The sequence below is a fragment of the Streptosporangium sp. H13245 genome (assembly GCF_055690525.1).
This window is the reverse complement of sequence record NZ_JBSZKT010000007.1, coordinates 12,246-36,123: the sequence shown is the minus strand read 5'-3', so window position 1 is coordinate 36,123 and position 23,878 is coordinate 12,246. Positions and strand designations below refer to the sequence as shown.

The following is a 23,878-nucleotide window of genomic DNA, read 5'->3' as shown; positions in this document are numbered from 1 at the left end:
ATGTGCTTGGAGAGTTCTCTGTCGTCGGCGGGAGACGGCCTCTCACACCGGCATACCGGCCACAGGTACGCCGGTCACGGGTGCGCCGGTCACGGGTGCGCCGGTCACCGGTATGTCGGCCACCGTCTCGGCGTCCGGGGCCCGTGTCCTCTCGAACCAGGCCACCGTCGTGCGGAGCCCGTCCTCCAGGGAGACGGGGCGCACCCCGGGGAACAGCTCGCGCAGCAGGCGCGGGGAGGCCCGGGACTCCCGGACGTCGCCCCTGCGCGGCGGCAGAGAGACCGGCTCCACCACCCGGCCGAGGATCTCGGAGAGGAGGTCCATCAGGTGCCGCAGGGAGACGCGGGTCCCGAAGGCCAGGTTCACCGGCTTCGCGCTCGTCACCCGGCGGGCGGCCGCGTCGGCGAGGATCTCGGTCACCGACCCCACGTAGGTGAAGTCCCGCGCCTGGCCGCCGTCGCCGTGCAGCGGGACCGGCTCGCCCCGCAGCAGGGCGGAGACGAACACCGGGATCACGGCCGCGTACGCGTGCCCGGCGCTCTGCAGCGGGCCGTAGACGTTGAAGAAGCGGAACGGCAGGACCGGCAGGCCGTAGCTGTGCGCGTAGGCGAGCGCGTAGGCCTCCGCGGCGAGCTTGCCCGCCCCGTACGGGCTGAGCGGCCTGGTGGGCAGGTCCTCGTGCTTGCGGGATTCCGGGCGGTCGCCGTACACCGAGGAGGAGGAGGCGAGGATCAGGTGCGGCCGACCGGCGCGGCAGGCCTCCAGCACGTTCAGGGTGCCGGTCGCGTTGACGGCGTGCGAGGTCAGCGGGTCGGCCAGCGACCGGGGCACCGACGGCCTGGCGGCGAGGTGGATCACGTGCGTGGCACCGGCGACCAGGTTCGTCAGCAGGTCCCGGTCCAGGATGCTGCCGGTCACGACGTCGGCCTCGACGCCGTCGAGGTTGGCGAGGTCCCCGCTGCTCAGGTCGTCCAGCACCGTGATGTTCCCGACGTCCGGCCTGGCCGCCAGCGCCCGGCAGGTGTGCGCGCCGATGAAACCGGCACCGCCCGTCACCAGCACTCTCATCGGCTGTTCTCCCGCGCGAGCGGGCGCCGCCCGCGCGTCTCGCACAGCGACCGGTAGAGGCCCTCGGTGTCCGCGACGAGGCGGTCCAGGGTGAACGCGTCCGTCGTCCAGTCGCGGGCCGCGCCGCCCATCCGGCGGGCGAGGCCGGGGTCGGACAGCAGGCGGACGGTGTGCGCCGCCAGCTCGTCCGGGTCGAGGCCCGACAGCAGGCCGGTGTGCCCGTCCCTGACCACCTCGGCGACGCTTCCCACCCGGGTGGAGACCACCGGGGTGCCCGACATCCCCGCCTCGATGAGCGTGACCGGGGTGCCCTCGTTGTCCGAGGTCAGCAGGACCACGTCGGCGGCGGCATAGACCGTCTCCACGTCCCTGCGCCAGCCGAGCAGGTGGAAGGAGTCGCGGACGTTCTCCGCGTCCCGCTCGACCTGCCGCCCCAGCTCGCCGCCGCCGCACACGACGAAGTGACAGCCCGGGATGCGGCCGAGCACGGCGTGGGCCACGGCGACGAACCGGTCCGGCCGCTTCACCTGGGTGAGACGGCCCACGTACGCCACCACGGGCGCGTCCTGCGGGATTCCCAGCGCCGCGCGGGCCGCGCCGCGGTCGGGGACCGGCCCCGGCCGCACCCCGGGCGGGATGACGACGTACTGCTCGGGACGGCCGATCCCCGCCTGGAGCAGCTCGTCCCTCACCCGGGAGCCCACCGTCACCAGCCGGTCCGACATGGCGGCCAGGATCCGTTCCGAGCCCACGTACAGGCCGCGTCTGACCGGTGAGAAGTAGCCGTGCAGGAGGTGGCCGTGGAAGACGTGCACCCGGGCCGAGCCGACGCGGGACAGCCGGGCGGCCACCCGTCCCAGGGCACCGGCCTTGGCCGTGCGAGTGTGGACGATGTGCGGGCGGAACTCCCGCATCGCGCTGACCAGCCAGAACAGGGCGCGGTAGTCGTCGCCGGGATCGACGGCGCGGCCGAGCCCCGGCACCCGGTGCACCGGTTCCCGCACGTCGTGCAGCAGCAGGTGGTCGCCCTCGTGGCCGTCGACGTGGCCGGTGTAGAGGCGGTGGTCGAACTCCTCGCGGTTCAGCCGCCCGTGGAGTCCCGAGACCTGGGTCGCGGGCCCGCCGACGTTCATCCGCGCGATGATCTCCATGACACGAATCCGGCCGTCTGGCTTCATAGGGGCTCCTTGGGGACGGGCCTGGCTCACGTCGGAGAAACTAGTTCTCCGCCGGATCCGTCCGCCGACACCATCACGAGGGTGGCGCGAGGTTTTCCCTACTCCCTACCTAAACGTGATCCAGCCGGGACACCTGGGTCTTACCAGCTCTTTCTCCTTTGCCCGCGGATACCTTGGCGTTCTCCGGACGGCCCGGGAAAGGGCGCGGCCGGAGCCCGGTGACCCGCGTCGGAGAACGCCGAGACCGCGGTACGCAGGTCGGAGAGGCGCGGCAGCAGTTCCCGCGCCCCGGTCGCGGTCCTCCTGGCGAACCAGGTGATCTCGGCCGCCGCCATGGCGGTGCAGGCGGCGCTCGCGGCCAGGGCGGCGCCCGCGGCCCCCCACCGGGGGATGAGCAGGGCGTTCATGGCCAGGTTCGCGGCCAGGGCGGCGGAGGCGACGGCGGTCATCGTCATCGGGCGGTCCAGCCGCACCAGATACTGCTCGACCGGCCGGAGCAGCGACAGGGCGACCATGCCGGGGGCCAGGAGGAGGATCGGCGTCACGCTGCCGGTGAACGCGGGGCCGTACAGCAGGGGGACGAGCACGGGCGAGGCCGCCGACAGCGCGCAGGCGGAGACGGACGACAGCAGCAGGCTGAGCCGCAGGACGCGGACGCTGACGTCCCTGGCGTCGCGCTCGTCCTCGACCGCCTGGCGGGGGAGCGCGACCTGCGCCACTGCGTCGGCGGGCACCCGCGAGAAGGTCAGGAACGCCGCCCCGACGGTGTACAGGCCCACCTCGGCGGGCGAGACGAGGGCGCCCAGCAGGAAGACGTCGGCGGTCAGCAGGAGGTGGAACGCCGCCAGCCCGACGTGGTACCGGCACGACAGGGTGAGCTGGTGGCGGGCGAGTACCGGCTCCACGCGCATGGCGCGCAGGCCGAGCGGTCTCAGGAGCAGCCAGAAGGGCGCGCTCACGGCGGCCGTCCAGCAGACGACCACCGCCGTGACGGTGAGGTTCCCCGTCGCCGCGAGCGCCAGGATCGGCAGGTTCAGGACGAGCGCGGACGCGACGACCCCCCGGTTGACCAGGTCGTTGCGGGAGCGCAGCTGCGCGATCCCGTTGAGGTTGACCGCCGCGACGCCGAACGGCACCGCGAGCAGGGCGATGACGAGCAGGTGGGGCGAGGGGAGGGGGAGGAACGCGGTCACGACCGCCAGGGTGACCGCGGCGGAGACGAGCCCGAGGAGCAGCCCGAGGAGCAGGCCGTTGCCCGCCAGGGCGCGGTGCCGCGCGGGGTCCCGCCACAGCGCGATCTGCGACCTCCCGATCGACAGGTTGCCCAGGACGACCGCGATCCCGCCGGTGGTCGCGAGCATCGCGTAGACGCCCCGGCCCTCGGGCTGGAGGGTACGGGCCATCAGGACGCCCGTCATCGCCGCCAGGGTCAGCCGCAGGACGTGGCTGGCCATCGTCTGGACGGTCTGGACGAGGGCCGCGCTCCCGTTCTGGGCCTTGGGCGTCTTCGGGGCTCTGGGCGTCTTCGGGACTTTGAATGCCTTCAGGACTTTGGGCGCCTCCGGGACTTTGAACGTCTTCGGGACTTTGAACGTCTTAGGGACGCCGGATGACTTCAGGACCCTGGGCATTTTCAGGGCTCCGGGCAGCTTCGGGACCCTGGGCGTCCTCAGGGCCCCGGGCATTTTCGGGACCTTGGGCAGCTTCGGGACGCCGGGCAGCTTCGGGATCCTGGGCGTTCTCAGGACCCTGGGGATTTTCGGGACCCTGGGCAGCTTCGGGACGCCGGGTGGTTTCAGGGCCCCGGGCATCCGATCTCCGCCATGACGGGGCCGTCCGGGACGGCGTGCGCCCGGTGCCAGAGCTCGAACTGCAGCAGCGTCCACAGCCGGTCACCGTGGTCGGCCCCGTCGGCGTGCTGCCGGAGCAACTCCCGGACCGCCTCCTGCCGGAACAGCCCCCTGCCCCGGGCGACGCCGTCGGTGAGCGCGTCGTGGGAGAGCTCCCGCAGCTCACCCCTGAGCCATGCGGCGAGCGGCACGCCGAACCCGCGCTTGGGGCGGTTCCGGAGCCGGTCCGGCAGCCAGGGCGCGACCGCCCGCCTGAGCAGCAGCTTGGTCCGCCGGTCGCGGACCTTCAGCGGGTCGGGGAGCCCCGCCGCCCACTCCATCAGACGGTGGTCCAGGAACGGCGAGCGGGCCTCCATCGAGTTGGCCATCGTGGTGACGTCGACCTTGACCAGCAGGTCGTACGGGAGGTAGGTGGTCGTGTCGACGTCCAGGACGCGGCCGAGGGCGGTCACCGCGGACGAGGCCCCGAAGGCGTCCTCCAGCAGCCCGTGACTGTCCACCCCGGCCAGCCGCTCGCGGAGCGCGGGGGTGTAGAGCTCCGCCTTCTGCTCGGCCGTGAAGCAGGACATCAGACCGGCGTAGCGCCGCGACGGAGGCTCCGCGGCGAACCGTACGACGCGGCCGAGCAACCGGCTCCGCGACCCGTACCCGCTCCGCTCGGTGATGAGCGTGCCGGCGCGGGCGGACAGCGCGGCCAGGGCGCGGGGCATCGCCGGGATCCGGCCGGCCTGGTTCATCAGGGCGTAGCGCCGGTAGCCGCCGAAACACTCGTCGCCCCCGTCGCCGTTGAGCACGACGGTGACGTGCCGCCTGCTCAGCCGCGCGACATGGAAGCTGGGAACGGCCGAGGAGTCGGCGAACGGCTCGTCGAAGTGCCAGGCGAGCAGGGGCAGCACGCCGAGGAGGTCGGCCGTCACGACGAGCTCGTGGTGGTCGGTGGAGTAGCGCTCGGCGACCAGCCGGGCCTCGGCGCGCTCGTCGTAGCGGCTGTCCTCGAAGCCGACGCAGAACGTCTTGACCCGCTCGCGGCTCTGCATGGCCATGGCCGCCACCACGGCCGACGAGTCGACGCCCCCCGAGAGGAACGCCCCGATGGGGCGCTCGCTCACCATGCGGATCCGGGTCGCCTCCAGGATCAGCTCGCGCAGGCGCTCCTCCTCCTCGCGTTCGTCCGTCACCACCCGCGGGGTGCGGTCCAGCTCCCAGTAGCGGTGCGTGGTGACCCGCCCCCGCTCCCAGACCAGCACGTGGCCCGGGGGCAGCTTGTGCACACCCTGGTAGATCGACCACGGCGCGGGGACGTAGCGGTAGGTCAGGTAGTGGTGCAGCGCCACCGGGTCGATCTCGCGGCGCATGCCGGGATCCCTGGCCAGCGACTTCAGCTCCGAGCCGAACCAGATCGAGGCGTGGTCGGACCGCCAGTACAGCGGCTTCTTCCCGACCCGGTCCCTGGCCAGGACCAGCCGCCGCCGGTCGCGGTCCCAGACGGCGAAGGCGAACATGCCGCGCAGCCGGTGGACCATGTCGACGCCGTACTCCTCGTAGAGGTGGACGAGGCACTCGGAGTCGCCCGCGGAACGCAGCCGGTGGCCCCGGCCCGCCAGGTCCCGCCGCAGTTCGGCGAAGTTGTAGATCTCACCGTTGAAAACCGACACGACCCGGCCGTTCTCGCCGTGGACGGGCTGGTCGCCGGTCGCCACGTCGATGATCGCCAGCCTGCGCATGCCGAGCGCCGCGTGCTCGTCCTCGTGGAAACCGGAGCCGTCGGGGCCCCGGTGCACGATCACCTCGCACATGCGGCGGACGAGTCCGGGATCGGGACGCGACGTCGACGCCATTCCGGCTATCCCACACATCGGGCCCCCATTGCTCGCCAACGCCAACGCCGACTCCAACGCTGGCTCTGATGCTCTGATGTCGACTGCTCGTGGCGGCGCCGGTGACACCCTGCCCCCGTGGTGCCCCCTGTGCCCGCGCCCCTGTGCCTCGTACGGGCCGGGGTGTCCGGCTTCCGGCCGTTACCGCGATCTTGCCGAGAGTAACCGACCCCGGCCGCTCGCGGGCGGTTGGCGCCGGGGGCGTGTCGCGGCGAACTCCAACCGGGGGTAAGGATCACGAAGATCATTGCTCGCGGGGAGCCGCCGGGCGCCTCCCGGCGGCCGTGACGTGCGAGCTTGTGAACGAACGTGGTGGACGGCGGGTGCCCGGCGCGCGTGCTCGCCCACCCGGCGGACGCCGGGAGCCGGACGCGACGTCGCGGCCCTTCACTCCCTCTCGCTGAACGGGTGGTCGGATGACCTTTGCGGAAGACGCGACGGTCGGCACGGGTACCGGTGATCCCCGGCACCCCGCGTTGCGCTGTCCCCGGTGCGACGGCTCGCTCTTCGACGAAGCCGGGTCGCGCTGTGCCGGGGCCGAGCTACGGGGTACCGGGGCCGGGTTGCGGTGTGCCGGGTGCGGGGCGGGTTACCCCGTCGACGACGGGATTCCACGGTTCGTTCCCCGGGACAACTACGCCGAGGGATTCGGGTTCCAGTGGAACAGGCACCGGCTGACGCAGCTCGACTCGCACGTCGGCATGCCGATCTCCCGTGATCGGCTGATGACGGGGAGCGGCTGGTCCGCCGACGAGCTGCGGGGCCGGAGCGTGCTCGAGTGCGGCAGCGGGGCGGGGCGCTTCACCGAGGTGCTGTGCGAGACCGGCGCCCTCGTGACGTCCTTCGACATCTCCAGCGCGGTCCATGCCAACGCCGCCTCGAACGGCCGTTTCCCCAACCTGAGACTCGTCCAGGCGAGCGTCTACGAGCCGCCGTTCCCCGAGGAGTCCTTCGACTTCCTGCTCTGCCTCGGGGTCGTCCAGCACACCCCGGACCCGGAACGGACGTTCAGGACACTGCTCCGCTACCTGAGACCCGGGGGCCGTTTCTGCGTCGACGTCTACGCGGCGGTCGTCGCCTACCCCCACCTGCGGCAGCTGATCCGCCCCCTCACCCGGCGGATGCCCCCCGCGAGGCTCTACACCCTGGTCGAGAGGACGGTGCCGCGCCTGCTGCCGCTGTCCATGGCGCTCAGCGCCGTCCCGGGCGTGGGACAGGGGCTCGCGCGGCTGGTACCGGTGGCCAACCACCGGCACCTGGGACTGGGGGACGAGGAGACGAGGCGGAACTGGTCGGTGCTGGACACGTTCGACTGGCTCGCCCCGCGCTACGAGAAACCCCAGACCCGGCGGCGGATCAGGCGCTGGACCGAGGACCCGGCCCCGCGCGACGTCTCGGTCGAGAGACGGCGCGGGATGTACGTGATCCGCGGCGTCAAATGACCGGCCGCCCGGGAGGCCACGGGTTCCCGTGACCGCCCGGAGCGTTCTCTCACCCGTGCCCGGCGGGGTTCCACCGGCACACCGGTCGCGTGGCGGGCCCACGGCGCATGACCTCGATGCGTTTCTGAGGTGATCTCATTCATGGAGTGCTTCCTCGTCGTCTTCATGGCGACGTTCCTGGTCTTCCTCACCTATGCCGGTCTGGGGATCGAGCAGGCGAACCGGGCGATCCCGGTGCTGCTCCTCGCCTTCGTCGCCCGCCTGGTCGTGCACGTCCTGGTGATGCGGCCGGGCCTCATCGAGTACGGCGGCGACAACCTCGTCTACCTGGACAGGGCGCTGGAGGTCGCCGCGTACTGGAGGTATGAGGACTTCCGGTTCGTCACCTCCGACCAGATCCCCTCCCTCTACTTCATGGAGGTGCCGTGCAACCTCTTCGGGGTCGTCGTCTACCTGTGCGACGGACCGGCCACGCTCGCCTGCACGGCGGTCCTGGCCACCCTGTCCGGCGGGCTGTGCATCGTCATGTACCGGTTCGCGCGGATCGTCGGCGCCGACGAGCGGGCCGCGTTCCGGCTGCTGGTCGTGGTCGCCTTCCTCCCCGCCCTCCTGCTCCACACGTCCGACACGTTCAAGGACGGCATAAACGCGTTCCTCGTCGTGGCCTGCTTGTGGCTCGTGGTCTCCAACGTGCGGCGCTTCGACGTGCGGAAGCTGGCCGCCGTGGTCCCGCTGCTGTGGGCGCTCTGGTACGTGCGGCCGTACATGGTGCTCATGTGCGCGCTGCCGCTGGTGTTCGGGCTCTCCCCGGTACGGCGGAAGCTGTCCGTCCACTCCCTGGTCGTGTCGACCCTGGTGCTGGTCCCCGTCCTGGTGCTCATCGCGCAGGCGGACGGCGGGGCATCCTTCTCGGCGCTGCAGGAACAGCTGGACCAGGGCCAGTCGGAGATGGTCCGCAGGTCCGGCGCGGAGGGGGGCTCCGGGGTGCTGTTCGAGGACGGCGGCGACGCGTGGGGCGCGCTCGTCCCGAAGCTGTTCTACACGCTCCTGGCCCCGTTCCCCTGGACGGGGGGCAGCATGGCGCTGCAGCTCGGAAAGGTGGACACGCTTATCTGGTACTTCCTGCTCCACAGCGCGCTACGCGGGGCTCGCCGGTTGTGGGAGCACAACCGGGCGCTGCTGTTCGCCCTCGTGCTGTTCGTCGTCCCCGGCACGGTCGCCTACGCGACGACCATGTCGAACATGGGGCTGATCTTCCGCCAGCGAATGCCGATCATGCTGGTCGTCAGCGTGCTGGCCGCGGTCGCGTGGACCGAGGCCGGGCGCGTGAGGCGGTCCCGGCACCCCCGGCACGCGCCGCGTCCCGAGATCTTCCCGGAACGCGTCACCGTCTCCCGGGTGGCGCGGTGACGCCGCCGCCCCGGCCGCCCCGGCCAGGAAGGACGAGATGAGGGATCTTCGCGTGTGCGAGGTCGTCAAGACCCTCGACGCCGGGGGTGTCGAGGTGCTCCTCGTCGAGCGGCTGCGGCGCGCTCCCCGGCTGAACAAGGACTACACGGTCGTGTGCCTCCAGGCGTCGACCGGCGAGCTCGTGGAACAGCTGCGGGACTCGGGGATCACGGTCGTCGACCTCAGCGCGAAGGCGCGCCCGCTGGCCTACGCCCACCTCGTCGGAACGGTTCACCGGCTCGCTCCCGACGTGCTCAACGCGCACTCGCCGACCCCCGCCGCGGTGCTCTGGCCGTTCGCCAGGATCACCCCCCGGCGGCCGGTCCTGGTGTCGACGGTCCACTACTGCCGCCGACCGGCCACCGTCCGGTTCGGCCGCCTGACGGGGATGGTCAACACGCTTCTCGACTACGTCGTCCGCAGGCTCGACGACCGGACGGTCGCGGTCTCGTCGCAGGTGGCACGCTCCCCCTCGGTCCGGGGGGCACGCCGCCTGCTGGTCCGGATGCACGGCGTGGACGTCCTCGGGCAGCGCTCCTGGGCGATGCGCGCGGGGGCCGTCAGGCGCCGGTTCGACGTGCCGGAGGAGGCATTCCTGGTGGTCTGCGTCGCGAACTTCCGGCCGGAGAAGAACCACGCGCTGCTGGTCAGGGCCGCCGCAGAGGTCCTCCGCACGCGGCCGGACGCGCTCTTCCTCCTGGCCGGGGACGGGCCGCTGCGGGAGGGGATCGTCAGGGAGACGGAGCGGCTCGGGCTGGCGGACCGGATACGCGTCCCGGGGCCGGTGCGGGAGGCGAGGCGGCTGGTGGCGGCGGCCGACCTGCTGGTGCTGAGCTCGCACTACGAGGGGCTTCCCGTGGTCGTCATGGAGGCGCTCGCGGCCGGGGTGCCGGTGGTCTCCACCGAGGTCGGGGGGATACCGGAGCTGGTCTCCTCGGGCTGGAACGGGATCCTGACCGAGCCGGAGTCGCCGGAGGCCCTGGCCGAGGGGATCCTCAAGGCGATGGAGCCGGACACGCATCGCCGCCTGCGGTCCGGAGCCGCCGCCAGCTCGGAGAGCGTCGAGATCGCGGGGACGGCCGAATGGTTCGAGCACCTCTACGAGGAACTGGCGGGGACGCGGCGCCGCTGAGGCGCACGGCGCGCGGCCGGGTGCCGCGTTCGCGACGCGGTCGTCGAAACGAATGCCGGTAATGGCCGTGCTCCCCGGTCCGTCCGGCATGAAAACCCGGGGCAAAATGCCAGCGCAAAGGACCGGCAAAACATTGTTGGACGCGAATGTCCGGGACCGGGGAAGGCGCCCGCGTCGCCAGACTTACCCGCATGGTCAAGTCGGTGTCCGGTAGCGATTCCACCCTGAGCCCACTCGACGTGGATACCGGAACGCCGGAGACATTCCATCGGAGAGAACGACCCCCGCGAATCGGGAGATGGGCACCGGCGGTGTTCGCGGCCGTCGTCGTCGTGGCCGTGACGACCTTCTACGGGGTGTCGGCCGTGGACCTGGCGTCCTTCGGCGTCTACGTCGCGCTGGGCCTGGCACTTCCCGGCCTGCTGCTGCTCCGGGCCCTGCATCGGGGAAACCGGGGAACACACGGGACACGCGGCCTCGCGCTCGTCGAGGAGGTCGCGCTCGGGCTCGCGCTCGGCTACGCCGTCGAGGTGCTCGCCTACGTCGCCGCCCGCGCCGCCGGGGCGCCGTCGCTCGTCCTGGCGTGGCCGGTCGCCACGTACACGGCCTTCGCCGCCGTCCCCCGGTTGCGAAGGCACTGGAGAGGCGGCCCCCGCCCGTGCGCGCCCGCCTTCGGTCAGCGCGGCGGGGAGCCCGTCACGGAGGGCGCCCGCCCGTGCGCGCCCGCCTGGTACTCGTGGTCCCTCGCGCTGCTCGTCGCGTACGTGGCCGCCTGGAGCTCCTTCACCTTCTTCAGGACGACCCCCCTCACCTGGCCGGGAATCGGGACGTCCCTGTTCGACATGCCGTACCACCTGGCACTGGTCGGCGAGCTGAGGCACCACGTGCCGCCGACGGTGCCCGTGGTCGCCGGTGAGCCGCTCCTCTACCACTGGTTCGTCTACGCGCACCTCGCGGCGGCGAGCTGGGTCACCGGGGTGGAACCGCTGGTCCTGCTGTTCCGGCTGGGGATGACGCCCATGCTGGTGGCGTTCGTCGTCCTGGTTGGGGCGGTCGGGCACCGCGTCACCGGTTCCCGGGCGGGTGCGCTGCTGGCCATCGGCGGCACGCTCCTCGTGGCGGTCCCAAGCCTCTACGCGAACGCGAACGGGCTGCTCACCTGGACGGGTGTCCAGCACTCCTCGTGGGAGAGTCCCACCCAGACCTTCGGTGCCCTGCTGTTCGTGCCCGTGGTCCTCCTCCTCGTCGACCTCCTCGAACGGCGACGGCGGCGCGGAGCCGGGCAGTGGCTGCTGCTGGGCGTCTTCCTGGTGGCGGTGGCGGGAGCGAAGGCCACGTACCTGCCCATGCTCGTCGCCGGGCTGTTCGCGGTGGCCGTGGTCGAGGCGGGCGTGCGGCGCCGGTCGCCGAGGCCCGCGCTCGCCGCGCTCGGGCTGGCGGTCGCCTGCCTCGCCTACGCGCAGTTCGTCCTGTTCGGCGGCGCGCGGCAGGCGACGATCCTCGACCCTCTCTCGCTCATGCGCAGAACCTGGGGAGAGCTGACCGGCCTGGGGGAGAACGCCGCGCCGCCGCCCGCCTCGCTGGCGGGGATCACGCTGCTGTACGCGCTGTGCTGGGCCGTCACGTGGTGCGGGGCCGCCGGGCTGCTCCGGCGGCCCCGGCTGCTCGTACGCCCCGGTGTGGTGCTCATGCTCGGCGTCGGCGCGGCGGGCGTCGGCGCGGTGGTCCTGCTCGGGGGGCCCGCGATGAACCAGGGCTACTTCCTCCAGGGGGCCTACCCCTACCTGGCGGTCGTCGCCGCGTACGGTTTCCTCGTCGTCGCGCGCGGGGAACGGGCGTCGGTCCTGGCGGTCGCGTGCGCGGCGGTCGCGGGGGTGGCCGTCGCCCACCTGGTCCGCACGCTGTCCGGTGTCGAGGTCCCGCTGCCCCCGGGCGAGCCGGAGACCGCCCTGTACCGTCCGTACGCCGCCCTGCTGGTTCTCGCGGTGGCGGCGGCCGTCGTCCTGGTCGCGGCGCGGCGGCGCTTTCGCGGCTGGGCCCTCGTCATCGCCCTGGTCACCGCCGTCGGCCCCCTCTCCGCCTGGCACGCCCGCGCGCTGCTGATCGTGCGCGGCGGCGGCGAGGGCGCCGTCTACCAGGTGAGCCGCCCGGCGGCGCGGGAGGTCCCGGAGGGCGCGCTCGACGCGGGACGGTGGCTGCGCGCCCACTCCGATCCCGGCGACCTGGTCGCCACGAACGCGCACTGCGCCTGGGGGCGTACGGACCCGTGCGACAGCCGCCACTTCTGGCTGTCCGCGCTGTCGGAACGGCGGGTGCTCGTCGAGGGGTGGGCGTACACGGCGGCGAACCTGGACCGCTGGCGGCCGGGCGAGCCGATGACGGGACTCCCGTTCTGGGACGACCGGCTCATCGCGCTGAACGACGAGGTCTTCCGGGAGCCCTCGGCGGCCTCGGTACGACTGCTCGGGGAACGGTACGGGGTGCGCTGGCTCCTCGCCGAGGAACCCGGTCCGGAGCCAGGGCCCGGGGGGACCGGGGGAACTGAAGGCAGTGGAAGCGTGGGGAACATCGGGGACTTCGCCGACCTCCGGTTCCGCTCCGGGGCCTATGCCGTCTACCGGGTGCCGGACGCCTCGGAGGCCCCCTGACACCCGGCCGTACGCGCGTGCGGAGCCGCCCCGGCCGTACGCGCATGTGGAGCCCGTGCGCGGCCGTCCCTAGATCATCGCCCCCTCACGCCGGTCCGCCGGGCAGCCGGTAGACGGCGTAGGCCCCGGCACGGAATCGCGGTGTCGCGAAGGCCCCGAGCCCGGGAACCGGCCCCCCGAGGTGCTCGTCGGCGAAGAGCCAGCTCACGCCGTGACGTTCGCGCAGCTCCCGGACGGCCTCGCCGGTGGGCGCCTCGAAGACGGCGTCGTTCAGCGCGATGAGCCGGTCGTCCCAGAACGGGAGCTCCAGCGTGGGCAGTTCCGGACGCCAGCGGGCCGTGTTCCGTGCGGTGTAGGTCCATCCCTCGACGAGTACGCGCCGCTCCGACAGCGCGGCCACCCAGAAGTGCCTGCCGTCGCACGGCTCCTCACGCCCCCAGCGGCAGTGCGCGTTCGTGGCGACCAGGTCGCCGGGATCGGAGTGGTCGCGCAGCCACCGCCCCGCGTCGAGCGCGCCCTCCGGCGGCGACGCGACGGCCTGGGGCGGGTCGCTTCCCTCGCCGCCGCGTACGACCCACAGGACGCGCGCGTGGACGACGGCGGGCAGGCCGACGACCGCGAGCGCGGTGACGACGAGGGACCAGGCGCGCAGGCGCCCGCCCGTGACGGCCAGGACGGCCGCCGCCGACAGGATCGCGGCCAGCAGCACGACGTACGGCAGGTAGAGGAGGGTGTCGCTCGTTCCCGGTTCCAGGGGGATCCTGACGCCGCACAGCAGCGGGATCAGGTAGGCCGAGGCCAGCCCGGCCCCGGCCGCGTACAGCGTCGCCCGGCGCGACTGCCGGGCCCGCCGCGCCAGGGTGACGATCCCGAGGGCCGTGACGGCCGCCAGGTAGGGGTAGGCGCCCCAGAGGAAGAAGAGCTGGCTCCGGCCGGGATGCCCGAGCAGCACGGCCGCGCCGACGCCCGCCGCGCCGATGCCGAGCATGAGCGCCACATCGGGGCGTACGAGCAGCCGAGGACGGCTCAGCAGGCCGGAGATCCCGCTCCACGTGACGGCCCAGCACAGCAGGAGCACCGCCACCATCCCCAGGAGCGAGAGCGGCGGGGGATCGGCCCCGTCCCCCGCGCCGGTCATCTCCCGCCAGACCGTCCGCATGAAGGAGAAGGGGTCGACGACGAGTGCCTGCCTCGCGCCGTCGAACAGGACGAACTGCGCGAAGAGGAAGCACGCCACGGTCATCCCGAACGCGGCGAGCAGCGGCCGGGACGGCCCGCGCCGCCTGACCGCCCCGGCCCCGGCCACCGCCAGCAGTCCCGCGCCCAGCAGCGGGAGGTAGGTGGCCTTGGCCCCCGCCGTCGCCATGAGGAGGACGCCCAGCAGCGGCCAGTGCCCGGCGGTCCGGCGGCGGTGCTCCAGGAGGTCGGCGAGGAGCAGTACGACGGGCGCGAACAGCAGGGCGCCGAACGTCTGGGTGGGGCTCGCCCACGCGGAGTCGGGAACCCCTCCCCAGGTGAAGGCCCCGTTGCTGCCGAGGTAGAGGCTCGGTGTCGCCACGAGCACCGTACCGGCCGAGGTGAGGGCCGCTCCCGCCCAGGAGCCGGTGACCCGCCGCCCGGTCATCCCGGCCAGGACGACGAACGCGGCCAGCACGGGCAGCATGCCCAGCCGGAACAGCAGCACCAGTGGTTCCACCCCGGTCACCCAGCTCGCCGCCGCCAGGTGCGCGTAGACGAACCAGTGGTAGGAGAGGGGTTCCCCCGCGACCATGGGCACGGTGGGTGGCAGGTGGTGCCTCAGCTCGCCGATCAGCGCCAGGTGGAAGGGCATGTCGGGGAAGGACCGCCCGAGCGCGGGCCAGGTCAGGGCGTTGAGCCTGAAGAACGACACGGCGCTCCAGGCGAGCAGGTAGGCCATCAGCAGGGCCAGGAACCACGACCACCAGGCGGGGGCCCGCTCCCGGCGGGACCGGGCGACCGTCCAGTGCCTGCGCAGCCTCGGGACGGCGAGGAAGAGCAGGCAGGTGCCGATCGGCCAGACCAGGACGAGCAGCGGTACGCCGAGGGCGCGGGCGCCGACGTAGGCGAAGACCTCCACGGCGTAGCCGAGCGCGAGCCCGAGCGCCATCTCCTCCGCGAGCGTGCGCCTGCCCCTGTACAGGAGCCGCAGCAGCAGCACCCCGGGGAGCCCCACGCCCAGCACGACGTAGAGGCCGAAGCGGACCAGGTCCGTGACGGAGACGCCGTAGAGGGCCGTCACCGTACCGGCGAGGACCGTCATCGACACGGTGGGCGCCCACCCCCGGAGGCTCCCCGTCCGGCGGGGCCGGGGCGCGGGGTCGCCCGCCTCGTAGTCTCCGGCGGCTCCGGCGGTCAGCAGCGGACCCGGCGCGGGAGGTCGGCGGGGCGGGGTTTCTGTCATGCGCCGAGCCTGGTGAAACGAGCGGCGCGGGCGGCGCCCGGCGCTCGCGTACGCCGATGTCTTTCCCCGTCCTTGGCCGTGTTTTCACGCCTTTCCCGGCCGTCCCGGACGGGCGGGGAACGGGGTCAGGGGCGGTGTGCCCGGACGACGAGGGAGACGCCCGGCAGCGACCTGACGGGCAGGTACCTCTCGGCCACGACCACGGCGCTCAGGGCCGCGTTCACCAGGCGCGGTGTGTCCGTGACGTCCGAGCCGGAGATGCGCCTCCTGCGGAGGGCGACGACCGGCCGCAACAGGACGTTCCAGCTCCACAGGCGGTCGACGACCAGGCCCGCGCCGGTCAGCAGGGCGTCCAGCTCCTCCCGCGTGTACCGGCGGACGTGACCGGACACCACGTCGTGCGCCGACCACAGCGCCATGTCGCAGGGGACCGTGACGAGCGCCGTTCCCCCGGGCCTGAGTACGCGCACCAGTTCGGCGGCGGCCCTGTCGTCCTCCTCGATGTGTTCCAGCACGTCGAACGCCGTGACGAGGTCGAACTCCCCTTCCGGCAGGGGCAGGGCCCGCGCGTCGGCGTGGATCGCCTTCAGGCCGCGCTCCCCGGCGATCTCCACGGCGGTCTCCGAGTGGTCCGCGACCAGGGCGTCCCATCCGTGTTCCACGAGCACGCGCGTGTTGCCGCCCCCGGCCGCGCCGACGTCGAGCGCCCTGCCGGGCGGGCCGAGCCTCCGTAGCTCGCGCAGTTCGCGGGCGAGGATGGCACGCCGCTCGCGGTACCACCAGTGGCGGTCCTCCACCTCGACGGTGCGGAGAATCTCCGTGGCCTCCATGTGTCCTCCCGGACGTGTGTCGTGGTGTCTCCCGTGCGCTCCCACGCGTCCCTACGCGTCCTCGCAGGCGGTTCGCGGAGCACCGGAGCCGCCGGACGGCGTGGGCTGTACGGGCGGCGTGGGTGGTGTGGACGCTGTGGACGGGGCCGGGGTGTCCCGCGCGGTCAGCGGGCGGCGCGTTTCGCGGGGCGCCACCAGTCCTCGTGGTCGCGGTACCAGCGCACGACGCGCTCCAGCCCGTCGTCGAGGCCCACGCGGGGCTCGTACCCGATCGCCCGGATCTTGCGGCTGTCCACCGAGTAGCGCCGGTCGTGCCCCGGCCTGTCCGGCACGGTCTCCACCATGTCCCAGCCCAGGCCGAAGGCCGACAGCAGCCGCTCGGTGAGCTCCCGGTTGGCCAGCTCGACCCCGCCGCCGATGTTGTAGACCTCGCCGGGCCTGCCCTTGTCGAGCACGAGCTGGATGCCCCTGCAGTGGTCGTCGACGTGCAGCCATTCGCGGACGTGCCCGCCGTCCCCGTACAGGGGGACGCGGCGCCCGTCGATCAGGTTGGTGACGAAGAGCGGGATGACCTTCTCGGGGTGCTGGTACGGGCCGTAGTTGTTGGCGCAGCGGGTGACCCGCGTGTCGAGCCCGTAGGTCCGGTGGTAGGCGCGGCACAGCAGGTCGGCCCCCGCCTTGGCCGCCGAGTAGGGCGAGTTGGGCAGCAGCGGCTGGGTCTCGTCCCACGAGCCCGCCTCGATGGACCCGTACACCTCGTCCGTCGACACCTGCACGACCGTGCGCACCCCGGCTTCGAGGGCCGCCTGGAGCAGGCACTGCGTGCCGTGGACGTTGGTGACGACGAAGCTCCCCGGGCCGGTGATCGAACGGTCGACATGCGTCTCGGCGGCGAAGTTCACGACGACGTCCTGGCCCGGCATCAGACCGGCGAGGAGCCGGGCGTCGGTGATGTCGCCCCTGACGAAGGTGTGGCGGGGATGGCCGGTGACCGGGCCGAGGTTCGCGAGGTTTCCCGCGTAGGTGAGCTTGTCCAGCACCGTCACGCGGGCGTCCTCGTATCCGGGATAGAGCCCGGACAGCAGCGACCGCACGTAGTGGGAGCCGATGAACCCGGCGCCGCCCGCGACCAGGATCCTCATGCGCGCACCTGGACCCTGCTGTGGTCGCCGATCATGAGCTGATGGGTGTTGGGCAGTCCCACGGCCCTCGTCACCTCCACGTTCCTGCCGATCAGAGAGTAGGTGAGCCCCGAGACGCCCCTGATGGCGGAGTCCCCGAGGACGATGCTGTACTCCACCCCGGCCTCCCTCAGCACGCATCCCTCGCCGATCGAGGTGTAGGGGCCGATGTACGAGCCGTCGATCCTGGTGTTGGCGCCGATGATGGCCGGGCCCCGGATCACCGACCGCTCGACGGTCGTGCCCGGCCCGATGTCGACGCGTCCGGTGATCTCGGAGAACGCGTCCACCGTCCCCCGGACGTTCGGTTCGAGCGCCTCCAGGACCATGCGGTTGCACTCCAGCATGTCCTGCAGCCGCCCGGTGTCCCGCCAGTAGCCGGTGACGAAGTGCGAGTGCACCCGGTGGCCGTTGCGGATGAGCCAGGTGATCGCGTCGGTGATCTCCAGCTCGCCGCGGGCCGAGGGCATGATCGCCCGGACCGCCTCGTGGATGACGGGGGAGAAGGTGTAGACGCCGACGATCGCGAGATCGCTGCGCGGGTTCTCCGGCTTCTCCTCAAGCCCGACGATCTCCCCGTCGGGCCCCAGCTCGGCGACCCCGTAGAACTGGGGTTCCGCGACCTTCGTGAGCAGGATCTGCGCGTCGTAGTCGGCCTCGCGGAAGGCGTTCACCAGGTTGGCGATGCCGTCCAGCAGGAAGTTGTCGCCCAGGTACATCACGAAGGGCTCGTCGGCCAGGAACTCGCGGGCGATCAGCACGCAGTGGGCCAGGCCGAGCGGGGCCTCCTGCCGGATGTAGGTGACGTCGAGGCCGAATCCCGAGCCGTCGCCGACGGCCGCCCTGACCTCGGGGCCCGTGTCGCCGATGACGATGCCGACGCTCGTGATCCCCGCGTCCCTGATCGCCTCCAGCCCGTAGTGGAGCACCGGTTTGTTGGCGACGGGGACGAGCTGTTTCGCGGACGTGTGGGTGAGCGGGCGCAGCCTCGTCCCCTTGCCGCCCGCCAGAACAAGTGCCTTCATCGCTCTTGGATCCCTCCGCAAGGAACGCGTGGCCACGGCAGCCGAACATCGGTTGAAAGCTATGGGGAGATCCGGCCGGTGGTCGTTCGCCGTCATCGCTTTTGCGGAGAAAAAGGGAAGGTGTTACCGGGCCTGGGCATTGACGCGTTCCCGGAACGTCCAGGCCCGGTGTATCGCGTAGCTGACCGTCGGGCTGACGGCCAGCAGCAGCCCCTGGGCCGCCATGACGGGAACGCCGAACAGCTCCACCAGCACCGGGAGCCCGGCGAGGGAGGTGCCGAGAAAGCCGAGCCCGACCGCGTAGAAGCGCAGGTAACCGGTGAGCCACGACCGCCCGGAGGCCCGGAAGACCACCAGCCTGTACCACGGGTAGACGATCACCACGGTCGTCAGATGGGCCGCCATGGCCAGGAGAAGGTACGGCACCTCATCGTTGGCGGCGAGCAATCCCAGACCCAGGAGAGCGCAATAGAGCAGGGCCGTCGTGGCGCTCGCCATCAGGTATGTGATGCGCTGTCCCCCAAGAGCGGGGATAAAACCTCGCCGCCGGTCATGTGCGCTTTTTCTATGATTAGTCCGATTTTTCGCTTGAACCATCTCATGGCCTTTTCGGATGACGCCGAGTGGCGATCAAATGGATTTTATCCTGCTGTAATAAATGGGCGGAGGATCAATGTCCGTGTCGGTGGTTATTCCGTGTTACCGCTCCGCGCGGACCCTCCCGGCGCTGGTGACCAGGGTGATGGCGGTCCTTAGCGAGCTGTCCGCCCCCCACGAGGTGATCCTCGTCGTCGACGGGAGCCCGGACGACACCTGGAGGACGGCCGCCGAGCTCGCGCGGCGCGTCGAGGGCGTGCGCGCCCTCCACCTGTCCCGCAACTACGGCCAGCACAACGCGCTGGTCGCCGGGATCAGGGAGGCGGAGTTCGAGGTCGTCGTCACGATGGACGACGACCTGCAGCACCCGCCGGAGCAGATCCCCCTCCTGCTGGCCGCCCTCGAAGGCGACCGCCTCGACCTCGTGTACGGCGTCCCGCGCCACGAGGAGCACGGGCTGGTCCGTAACCTCGCGTCCCGGTCGGTCAAGGCCGCGATGGCGGGCGGCCTGGGAATCCGCACCGCCCGGATGATCAGCGCCTTCCGGGCCTTCCGTACCCGCCTGCGCGACGGGTTCGAGGAACTGTCGGGGCCGCACGCCTCCGTCGACGTGGCCCTGTCGTGGGCGACCACCCGGGTGGGGGCGGTCCGGGTGGACATGGTCGAACGCGGTCACGGCCGGTCCGGCTACACGCCCGGCCTGCTGATGCGGCACGCGGTGAACATGCTCCTCGGCTACAGCACGGCCCCGCTCCGCGCCGCCAGCTACCTCGGGTTCCTGGCCGGTGTCGTGGGCCTGCTGCTGGGCGGCGTCGTCCTGTGGCACTTCGCCAACGGCGACACCACGGTGGCGGGGTTCACCACCGTCGCGTCGATGGTCGCCCTCTTCTCGTCCGCCCAGTTGATGGCCGTCGGCGTGCTCGGCGAGTACGTCGGGCGCATCCACGGGAACGGCATGGGACGGCCGACCTACGTCGTGTGCGAGCGCGTCGGGTCGTCGGCCGCCCTCGGCGTCCCCCGGCAGCCGGGCGGCACTACCGTCGCCGTCCACGCGGGAGTGGGCTCCGGATCAGGTGAACGGTGAGAAGGGCCTGGACGGGCTCGAACCCGTACCTCACCCATGCCCGCTGCCCCACGATGTTGTGCGCCTGGGTCGAGGTGACGATCTCCCGGGTGCCCCGGGCCAGGGCCCGCCGCTCGATCGCCGCCAGCAGCTGGGCGTACAGGCCGCGTCCCCGCGCCCGGGAGCTCACACCGCCGAGCAGGATCTCCGTCCGGAGGCCGTCGCCGTCGTCGTCGTTGTCCGAGAGCGTGGCCAGCGCGAGAATCCCGTCCCGGGGCGCGCCGGGATCCGAGGGGTTGGTGTTCCCGGCTGAGGGGTCGGCGTCCTGGTCCGAGAGGTCGGCGTCCTCGCCCGTGCCTCGCTGTCGCAGTGCCAGGCACTTTCCCTCGGCGGCCGACCTCAGCGCCCACTCCCGGTACCCCGCCAGTGCCCCGGCGGCGTCGAACAGGGGATTGGCCAGGTAGTGGCTCTGGTAGGTGGCGAAAAAGTCGGAGATCGACTCCCGTACCGCCGCCGGGGTGACCCGTTCCGTCACCTGGAGGTCCGCCGGTGGTTCCGGCGCGCGCCCCCGTCCAGGAAACAGCCGCCAGTACGTCAGCGAGTCCGCGAACACGGCGGTACGGCCGAGCGCGGTCAGCTCGGCGAACCAGCCGACATGCTCGGCCGGGTAGCGGAGCACGATGACGTCCGCCCCCGACCCCAGGACCGCCTCGCGAACCGCGGGAAAAGGGGACGCGGCCCCCGCGGGGACGGTGAGGCGCTCCACCGTACGGCCGAACCTGGCCGAGTCGAGCGGGGACTCCACGATGCGCGGAACCCCGGCCCCGATCACATCCCGCCAGGCCATCGGCCCCCCTTATGACTCCGTACGGCGTTGATGTCCCGGTCACGTCTCCGCCGGGTCATCCGTACGGCGTCGACATGCCGGTCACGTCTCCGCTGCGTCAACGGCCCACCCTGTGGCTCCGTGTCACGTCTGCGCTGGCTCATCGGCCCACCCTGTGGCTCCGTACGGCGTCGATCACGCGCGTCACCCCGGCCGCGCCCAGGTCGGCGAAGAGCGGCAGCCGCACCAGGCGGTCGGCGACGTCCTCGGTGACCGGGCACCCGCCCGGGGCCGTCCGGCCGTACCGCAACCCGGCGGGGGCGGCGTGCAGGGGCTGGTAGTGGAACGTCGCCTGCACGCCCCTGTCCCCGAGGTGGGCGATGAAGGCCCCTCGGCTCGCCAGGTCGGGGAGCAGCAGGTAGTACAGGTGCGCGGGGTGCGCGCACCCGTCGGGGACCGTCGGCAGGGAGACCCCGTTCTCGGCGGCCCACCCGGCCAGCCCCTCGTGGTAGCTCCGCCAGACGGCGAGGCGCCGGGCCTGGGTCTCGCCGAACGACTCCAGCTGGGACGTCAGCTGGGAGGCGAGGATGTCCGACAGCAGGTAGCTGGAGCCGATGTCGACCCACCGGTACTTGTCCACCTGGCCGCGGAAGAAGCGGCTGCGGTCGGTGCCCTTCTCCCTGATGACCTCGGCGCGCGCCACCAGCCCGGCGTCGTTGAGGAGCAGCGCGCCGCCCTCCCCGCACTGCACGTTCTTGGTCTCGTGGAAGCTCTGCGCGGCCACGCCGCCGAACGCCCCCAGCGGACGCCCCCGGTAGGAGCCGCCCAGGCCGTGGGCGTTGTCCTCGACGAGGGGAAGGTCGTACCGGTCGCAGATCTCGCCGATCTTCTCCATGGCGCACGCGACCCCCGCGTAGTGGACGACCACCACGGCCCGCGTGCGCTCGGTGATCGCGGCCTCGATCAGCCGCTCGTCCACGTTGAGGGTGTCGGGCCTGCAGTCGACGAAGACCGGTACCGCCCCGCGCAGGGCGTAGGCGTTGGCCGTCGAGACGAAGGTGAACGACGGCATGATCACCTCGTCGCCGGGCCGGAGGTCGAGCAGGATCGCCGACATCTCCAGGGCGTGCGTGCAGGAGGTGGTCAGCAGGACCTGCCTGGCCCCGGTCATCTCCCGCAGCAGCCCGGCCGCCCGCCTGGTGAACGGCCCGTCTCCGGAGGTGGACCCCCGGCGTACGGCCTCCGCGAGGTAGTCGAGCTCGTTCGCGGACAGGTGTGTCCGGTTGAAGGGAATCCTCGCCGGGGCGTCCGCGGCCGCGCCCGGGAGAGCCGGGATGTCCGCGGGGACGCCGGGGAGAGTCGGGGCGTCCGTGGTCGCACCGGGGAGAGTCGGGATGTCCGAGATGGCGCCGGGGAGAGCCGGGGCGTCCGTGGCCGCGCCCGGGAAAACCGGGGCCGGGGTGTCCGCGACGGCGCCGGGGAAAACCGGGGGCGTGGCGGGGACGGGATCGCGGGGAAGGACGCGAGGACGCGCGCCGCCCGCCATCAACCGGTCCTCTTCTTTGATTCAGCGTCGATGCCGCACGTCGAATGCACGGGTGAATGTTACTGATGATCCTTACCGTTCGAGCGGACCGACATGCGGGCGGACGGGGCCTTTTCTCCGCCGACCGTTCGGGCTTTCTTGGCCGTCCTGAGCTGGGGAGATGATTTCCAGTCGGAAAGAGCCGAATATACCGTGAATTGTGCTGGACTTCGGTGTGGGCGGGTTGCGACACGCCCGGATTGACGCTGAATCTGCCTCGCGATAATACCTGCTCCTAAAGTCGTGTCGTATTCTCTTTTTTCCCGAGGCGGTGGAGGTCCCGAGATGGGGGAGAAACTGGTTGTGGTCGGCCAGGGGTATGTCGGGCTGCCCCTCGCGATGCGGGCCGTCGAGGCCGGGTTCGACGTGGTGGGCATCGACGTCGACCGCCGCAGGGTCAAGCGGCTCAACGCCGCGGAGTCCTACGTCGAGGACGTCGGCGACGAGACGCTAGCCGCCGCCCACCGCACCGGCCGCTACCTGGCCGCCGCCGACTACGCCGACGCCGAGGGGTTCGACGTCTGCGTGGTGACCGTGCCGACCCCGCTTCGCGAGGGCGTCCCCGACCTGCGCCACATCGGCGCGGCGGGGGAGTCGCTCGCCCCCCTGCTGCGGCGGGGCGTCACGGTGGTGCTGGAGTCCACCACCTATCCGGGAACCACGGAGGAGTACCTGCTGCCCCTGCTGGAGGAGGGCTCCGGGCTGTTCGCGCCACGCGACTTCCACCTCGGCTACAGCCCGGAGCGGATCGACCCGGGCAACGAGCGCTGGCGCCTGGAGAACACCCCCAAGGTGGTCTCCGGCATCGACGGGACGTCCCTGGAACGGGTCCGGGCGTTCTACTCGCGGATCGTGGGCGAGGTCGTGCCGGTCTCCTCGCCGAGGGTGGCCGAGCTGTGCAAGCTCCTGGAGAACACCTTCAGGCACGTCAACATCGCCCTGGTGAACGAGCTGTCGATCTTCGCGCAACAGCTCGGCATCGACGTCTGGGAGGCGATCGACGCCGCCTCCACCAAGCCGTTCGGCTACATGCGCTTCACCCCGGGGCCCGGCGTCGGCGGGCACTGCCTGCCGATCGACCCCTCGTACCTGTCGTGGAAGGTCAAGCGCAGCCTGGGGCACAACTTCCAGTTCGTGGAGCTGGCCAACGACATCAACGCCCACATGCCGGACCACGTCGTGCACCGGGTCGGTCTCGCGCTGAACCGGTCGCGCAAGCCGGTCAACGGCAGCCGGGTGCTCGCGCTCGGCCTCGCGTACAAGAAGAATGCCGGAGACTGCCGCGAGTCACCCGCGATCGACGTGGTCAGGGGCCTTCGCAAGCTGGGCGCGGACGTACGGGCCGCCGACCCGCACGTGGACTGCTTCCTGCTGCCGCAGGGCGTCGAGGTCGTCGAGTTCTCGGAGCGGGAACTCGCGGAGGCGGACGCGGTGGTGGTCCTCACCGACCACGACTGCTTCGACTACGAGCTCGTCCAGAAGGTGGGCGTCCTCGTCTTCGACACCCGCAACCGCTGCCGGGGCCCCAACGTCGAGCGCCTGTGACCCCGCGCCACAGACGCTCCAGACACCGCAGACACCGCAGGGCACCCCGGACGCCGGGACCACGGGAAGCGGGCGGCCACCCGTTCCACCCCCCGCAGACCCCCGCCGGATCCCGGTCAGGACCGCAGGCTCACCCCCGAGCCCCGCCGACCTCCGCCAG

General features: G+C 72.1%; 17 protein-coding genes. 6 read left to right on the top strand and 11 right to left on the bottom strand.

Going from position 1 to position 23,878, the window contains the following annotated elements:
* Positions 1-42 precede the first annotated feature (42 nt).
* The 4 genes from ACW9TB_RS14545 to asnB all read right to left on the bottom strand — a co-directional run bounded on the left by ACW9TB_RS14545 (position 43) and on the right by asnB (position 5,952).
* Positions 43-1,068, bottom strand: coding sequence for an NAD-dependent epimerase/dehydratase family protein (locus ACW9TB_RS14545; RefSeq protein WP_472748536.1), 1,026 nt, complete (start codon positions 1,066-1,068; stop codon positions 43-45).
* Positions 1,065-2,246 carry a glycosyltransferase gene (locus tag ACW9TB_RS14540; RefSeq protein WP_472748535.1) on the bottom strand — a complete coding sequence of 394 codons (1,182 nt, stop codon included), beginning with the start codon at positions 2,244-2,246 and terminating at the stop codon, positions 1,065-1,067. Before ACW9TB_RS14540 ends, ACW9TB_RS14545 begins: the two co-directional genes overlap by 4 nt.
* 140 nt (positions 2,247-2,386) lie before the next feature.
* Positions 2,387-3,700 carry a lipopolysaccharide biosynthesis protein gene (locus ACW9TB_RS14535; RefSeq protein WP_472748534.1) on the bottom strand — a complete coding sequence of 438 codons (1,314 nt, stop codon included), beginning with the start codon at positions 3,698-3,700 and terminating at the stop codon, positions 2,387-2,389.
* Positions 3,701-4,041: 341 nt separating this feature from the next.
* On the bottom strand, positions 4,042-5,952 hold the full coding sequence (asnB, locus tag ACW9TB_RS14530) for an asparagine synthase (glutamine-hydrolyzing) (RefSeq protein WP_472748533.1): 1,911 nt from the start codon (positions 5,950-5,952) through the stop codon (positions 4,042-4,044).
* A gap of 437 nt (positions 5,953-6,389) precedes the next feature.
* Here asnB and ACW9TB_RS14525 point away from each other — a divergent pair, with 437 nt between their 5' ends.
* The 4 genes from ACW9TB_RS14525 (at position 6,390) to ACW9TB_RS14510 (ending at position 12,644) form a co-directional block, all read left to right on the top strand.
* A complete protein-coding gene (locus ACW9TB_RS14525; protein WP_472748532.1) occupies positions 6,390-7,415 on the top strand; it encodes a methyltransferase domain-containing protein in 1,026 nt (341 codons plus the stop codon).
* 129 nt (positions 7,416-7,544) lie between these two features.
* Complete coding sequence (locus ACW9TB_RS14520; protein WP_472748531.1) at positions 7,545-8,825, top strand: hypothetical protein; 1,281 nt, start codon at positions 7,545-7,547, stop codon at positions 8,823-8,825.
* A 37-nt stretch (positions 8,826-8,862) separates the two neighbouring features.
* The gene (locus ACW9TB_RS14515) at positions 8,863-9,996 is read left to right on the top strand and encodes a glycosyltransferase (protein WP_472748530.1); all 1,134 of its coding nucleotides are present in this window, start codon (positions 8,863-8,865) and stop codon (positions 9,994-9,996) included.
* Between the two features lie 311 nt (positions 9,997-10,307).
* Positions 10,308-12,644: a hypothetical protein gene (locus ACW9TB_RS14510; protein WP_472748529.1), complete on the top strand. Its 2,337-nt coding sequence runs from the start codon at positions 10,308-10,310 to the stop codon at positions 12,642-12,644.
* Between the two features lie 85 nt (positions 12,645-12,729).
* Here ACW9TB_RS14510 and ACW9TB_RS14505 read toward each other — a convergent pair whose 3' ends face one another.
* The 5 genes from ACW9TB_RS14505 to ACW9TB_RS14485 form a co-directional block, all read right to left on the bottom strand.
* A complete protein-coding gene (locus ACW9TB_RS14505; RefSeq protein WP_472748528.1) occupies positions 12,730-15,066 on the bottom strand; it encodes a hypothetical protein in 2,337 nt (778 codons plus the stop codon).
* Between the two features lie 125 nt (positions 15,067-15,191).
* A complete protein-coding gene (locus ACW9TB_RS14500; RefSeq protein WP_472748527.1) occupies positions 15,192-15,896 on the bottom strand; it encodes a class I SAM-dependent methyltransferase in 705 nt (234 codons plus the stop codon).
* Positions 15,897-16,060: 164 nt separating this feature from the next.
* The gene (gene rfbB, locus ACW9TB_RS14495; RefSeq protein ID WP_472748526.1) at positions 16,061-17,038 is read right to left on the bottom strand and encodes a dTDP-glucose 4,6-dehydratase; all 978 of its coding nucleotides are present in this window, start codon (positions 17,036-17,038) and stop codon (positions 16,061-16,063) included.
* Complete coding sequence (locus ACW9TB_RS14490) at positions 17,035-18,102, bottom strand: glucose-1-phosphate thymidylyltransferase (protein WP_472748525.1); 1,068 nt, start codon at positions 18,100-18,102, stop codon at positions 17,035-17,037. Before ACW9TB_RS14490 ends, rfbB begins: the two co-directional genes overlap by 4 nt.
* A gap of 123 nt (positions 18,103-18,225) precedes the next feature.
* Entirely contained in the window at positions 18,226-18,600 is a 375-nt protein-coding gene (locus ACW9TB_RS14485; RefSeq protein ID WP_472748524.1) for a GtrA family protein, read from the bottom strand.
* 175 nt (positions 18,601-18,775) lie between these two features.
* On the opposite strand from ACW9TB_RS14485, the gene ACW9TB_RS14480 reads away from it, so the two are divergent.
* Complete coding sequence (locus ACW9TB_RS14480; protein WP_472748523.1) at positions 18,776-19,783, top strand: glycosyltransferase family 2 protein; 1,008 nt, start codon at positions 18,776-18,778, stop codon at positions 19,781-19,783.
* Here ACW9TB_RS14480 and ACW9TB_RS14475 read toward each other — a convergent pair.
* Positions 19,734-20,609: a GNAT family N-acetyltransferase gene (locus ACW9TB_RS14475; RefSeq protein ID WP_472748522.1), complete on the bottom strand. Its 876-nt coding sequence runs from the start codon at positions 20,607-20,609 to the stop codon at positions 19,734-19,736. The genes ACW9TB_RS14480 and ACW9TB_RS14475 overlap by 50 nt on opposite strands.
* A 139-nt stretch (positions 20,610-20,748) precedes the next feature.
* Complete coding sequence (rffA, locus tag ACW9TB_RS14470) at positions 20,749-22,134, bottom strand: dTDP-4-amino-4,6-dideoxygalactose transaminase (RefSeq protein WP_472748521.1); 1,386 nt, start codon at positions 22,132-22,134, stop codon at positions 20,749-20,751.
* Positions 22,135-22,458: 324 nt separating this feature from the next.
* Between rffA and ACW9TB_RS14465 the strand changes: the two genes are divergently transcribed.
* Positions 22,459-23,718, top strand: coding sequence for a nucleotide sugar dehydrogenase (locus tag ACW9TB_RS14465; RefSeq protein ID WP_472748520.1), 1,260 nt, complete (start codon positions 22,459-22,461; stop codon positions 23,716-23,718).
* Positions 23,719-23,878 lie beyond the last annotated feature (160 nt).

What these genes read in the sequence shown, in the direction of transcription:
- ACW9TB_RS14545 (WP_472748536.1), bottom strand. Translation starts at nt 1,068, where the DNA reads ATGAGAGTGCTGGTGACGGGCGGTGCCGGTTTCATCGGCGCGCACACC.
- ACW9TB_RS14540 (WP_472748535.1), bottom strand. Translation starts at nt 2,246, where the DNA reads ATGAAGCCAGACGGCCGGATTCGTGTCATGGAGATCATCGCGCGGATG.
- ACW9TB_RS14535 (WP_472748534.1), bottom strand. Translation starts at nt 3,700, where the DNA reads ATGGCCAGCCACGTCCTGCGGCTGACCCTGGCGGCGATGACGGGCGTC.
- asnB (WP_472748533.1), bottom strand. Translation starts at nt 5,952, where the DNA reads ATGTGTGGGATAGCCGGAATGGCGTCGACGTCGCGTCCCGATCCCGGA.
- ACW9TB_RS14525 (WP_472748532.1), top strand. Translation starts at nt 6,390, where the DNA reads ATGACCTTTGCGGAAGACGCGACGGTCGGCACGGGTACCGGTGATCCC.
- ACW9TB_RS14515 (WP_472748530.1), top strand. Translation starts at nt 8,863, where the DNA reads ATGAGGGATCTTCGCGTGTGCGAGGTCGTCAAGACCCTCGACGCCGGG.
- ACW9TB_RS14505 (WP_472748528.1), bottom strand. Translation starts at nt 15,066, where the DNA reads ATGACAGAAACCCCGCCCCGCCGACCTCCCGCGCCGGGTCCGCTGCTG.
- ACW9TB_RS14500 (WP_472748527.1), bottom strand. Translation starts at nt 15,896, where the DNA reads ATGGAGGCCACGGAGATTCTCCGCACCGTCGAGGTGGAGGACCGCCAC.
- rfbB (WP_472748526.1), bottom strand. Translation starts at nt 17,038, where the DNA reads ATGAGGATCCTGGTCGCGGGCGGCGCCGGGTTCATCGGCTCCCACTAC.
- ACW9TB_RS14490 (WP_472748525.1), bottom strand. Translation starts at nt 18,102, where the DNA reads ATGAAGGCACTTGTTCTGGCGGGCGGCAAGGGGACGAGGCTGCGCCCG.
- ACW9TB_RS14485 (WP_472748524.1), bottom strand. Translation starts at nt 18,600, where the DNA reads ATGGCGAGCGCCACGACGGCCCTGCTCTATTGCGCTCTCCTGGGTCTG.
- ACW9TB_RS14480 (WP_472748523.1), top strand. Translation starts at nt 18,776, where the DNA reads ATGTCCGTGTCGGTGGTTATTCCGTGTTACCGCTCCGCGCGGACCCTC.
- ACW9TB_RS14475 (WP_472748522.1), bottom strand. Translation starts at nt 20,609, where the DNA reads ATGGCCTGGCGGGATGTGATCGGGGCCGGGGTTCCGCGCATCGTGGAG.
- rffA (WP_472748521.1), bottom strand. Translation starts at nt 22,134, where the DNA reads ATGGCGGGCGGCGCGCGTCCTCGCGTCCTTCCCCGCGATCCCGTCCCC.
- ACW9TB_RS14465 (WP_472748520.1), top strand. Translation starts at nt 22,459, where the DNA reads ATGGGGGAGAAACTGGTTGTGGTCGGCCAGGGGTATGTCGGGCTGCCC.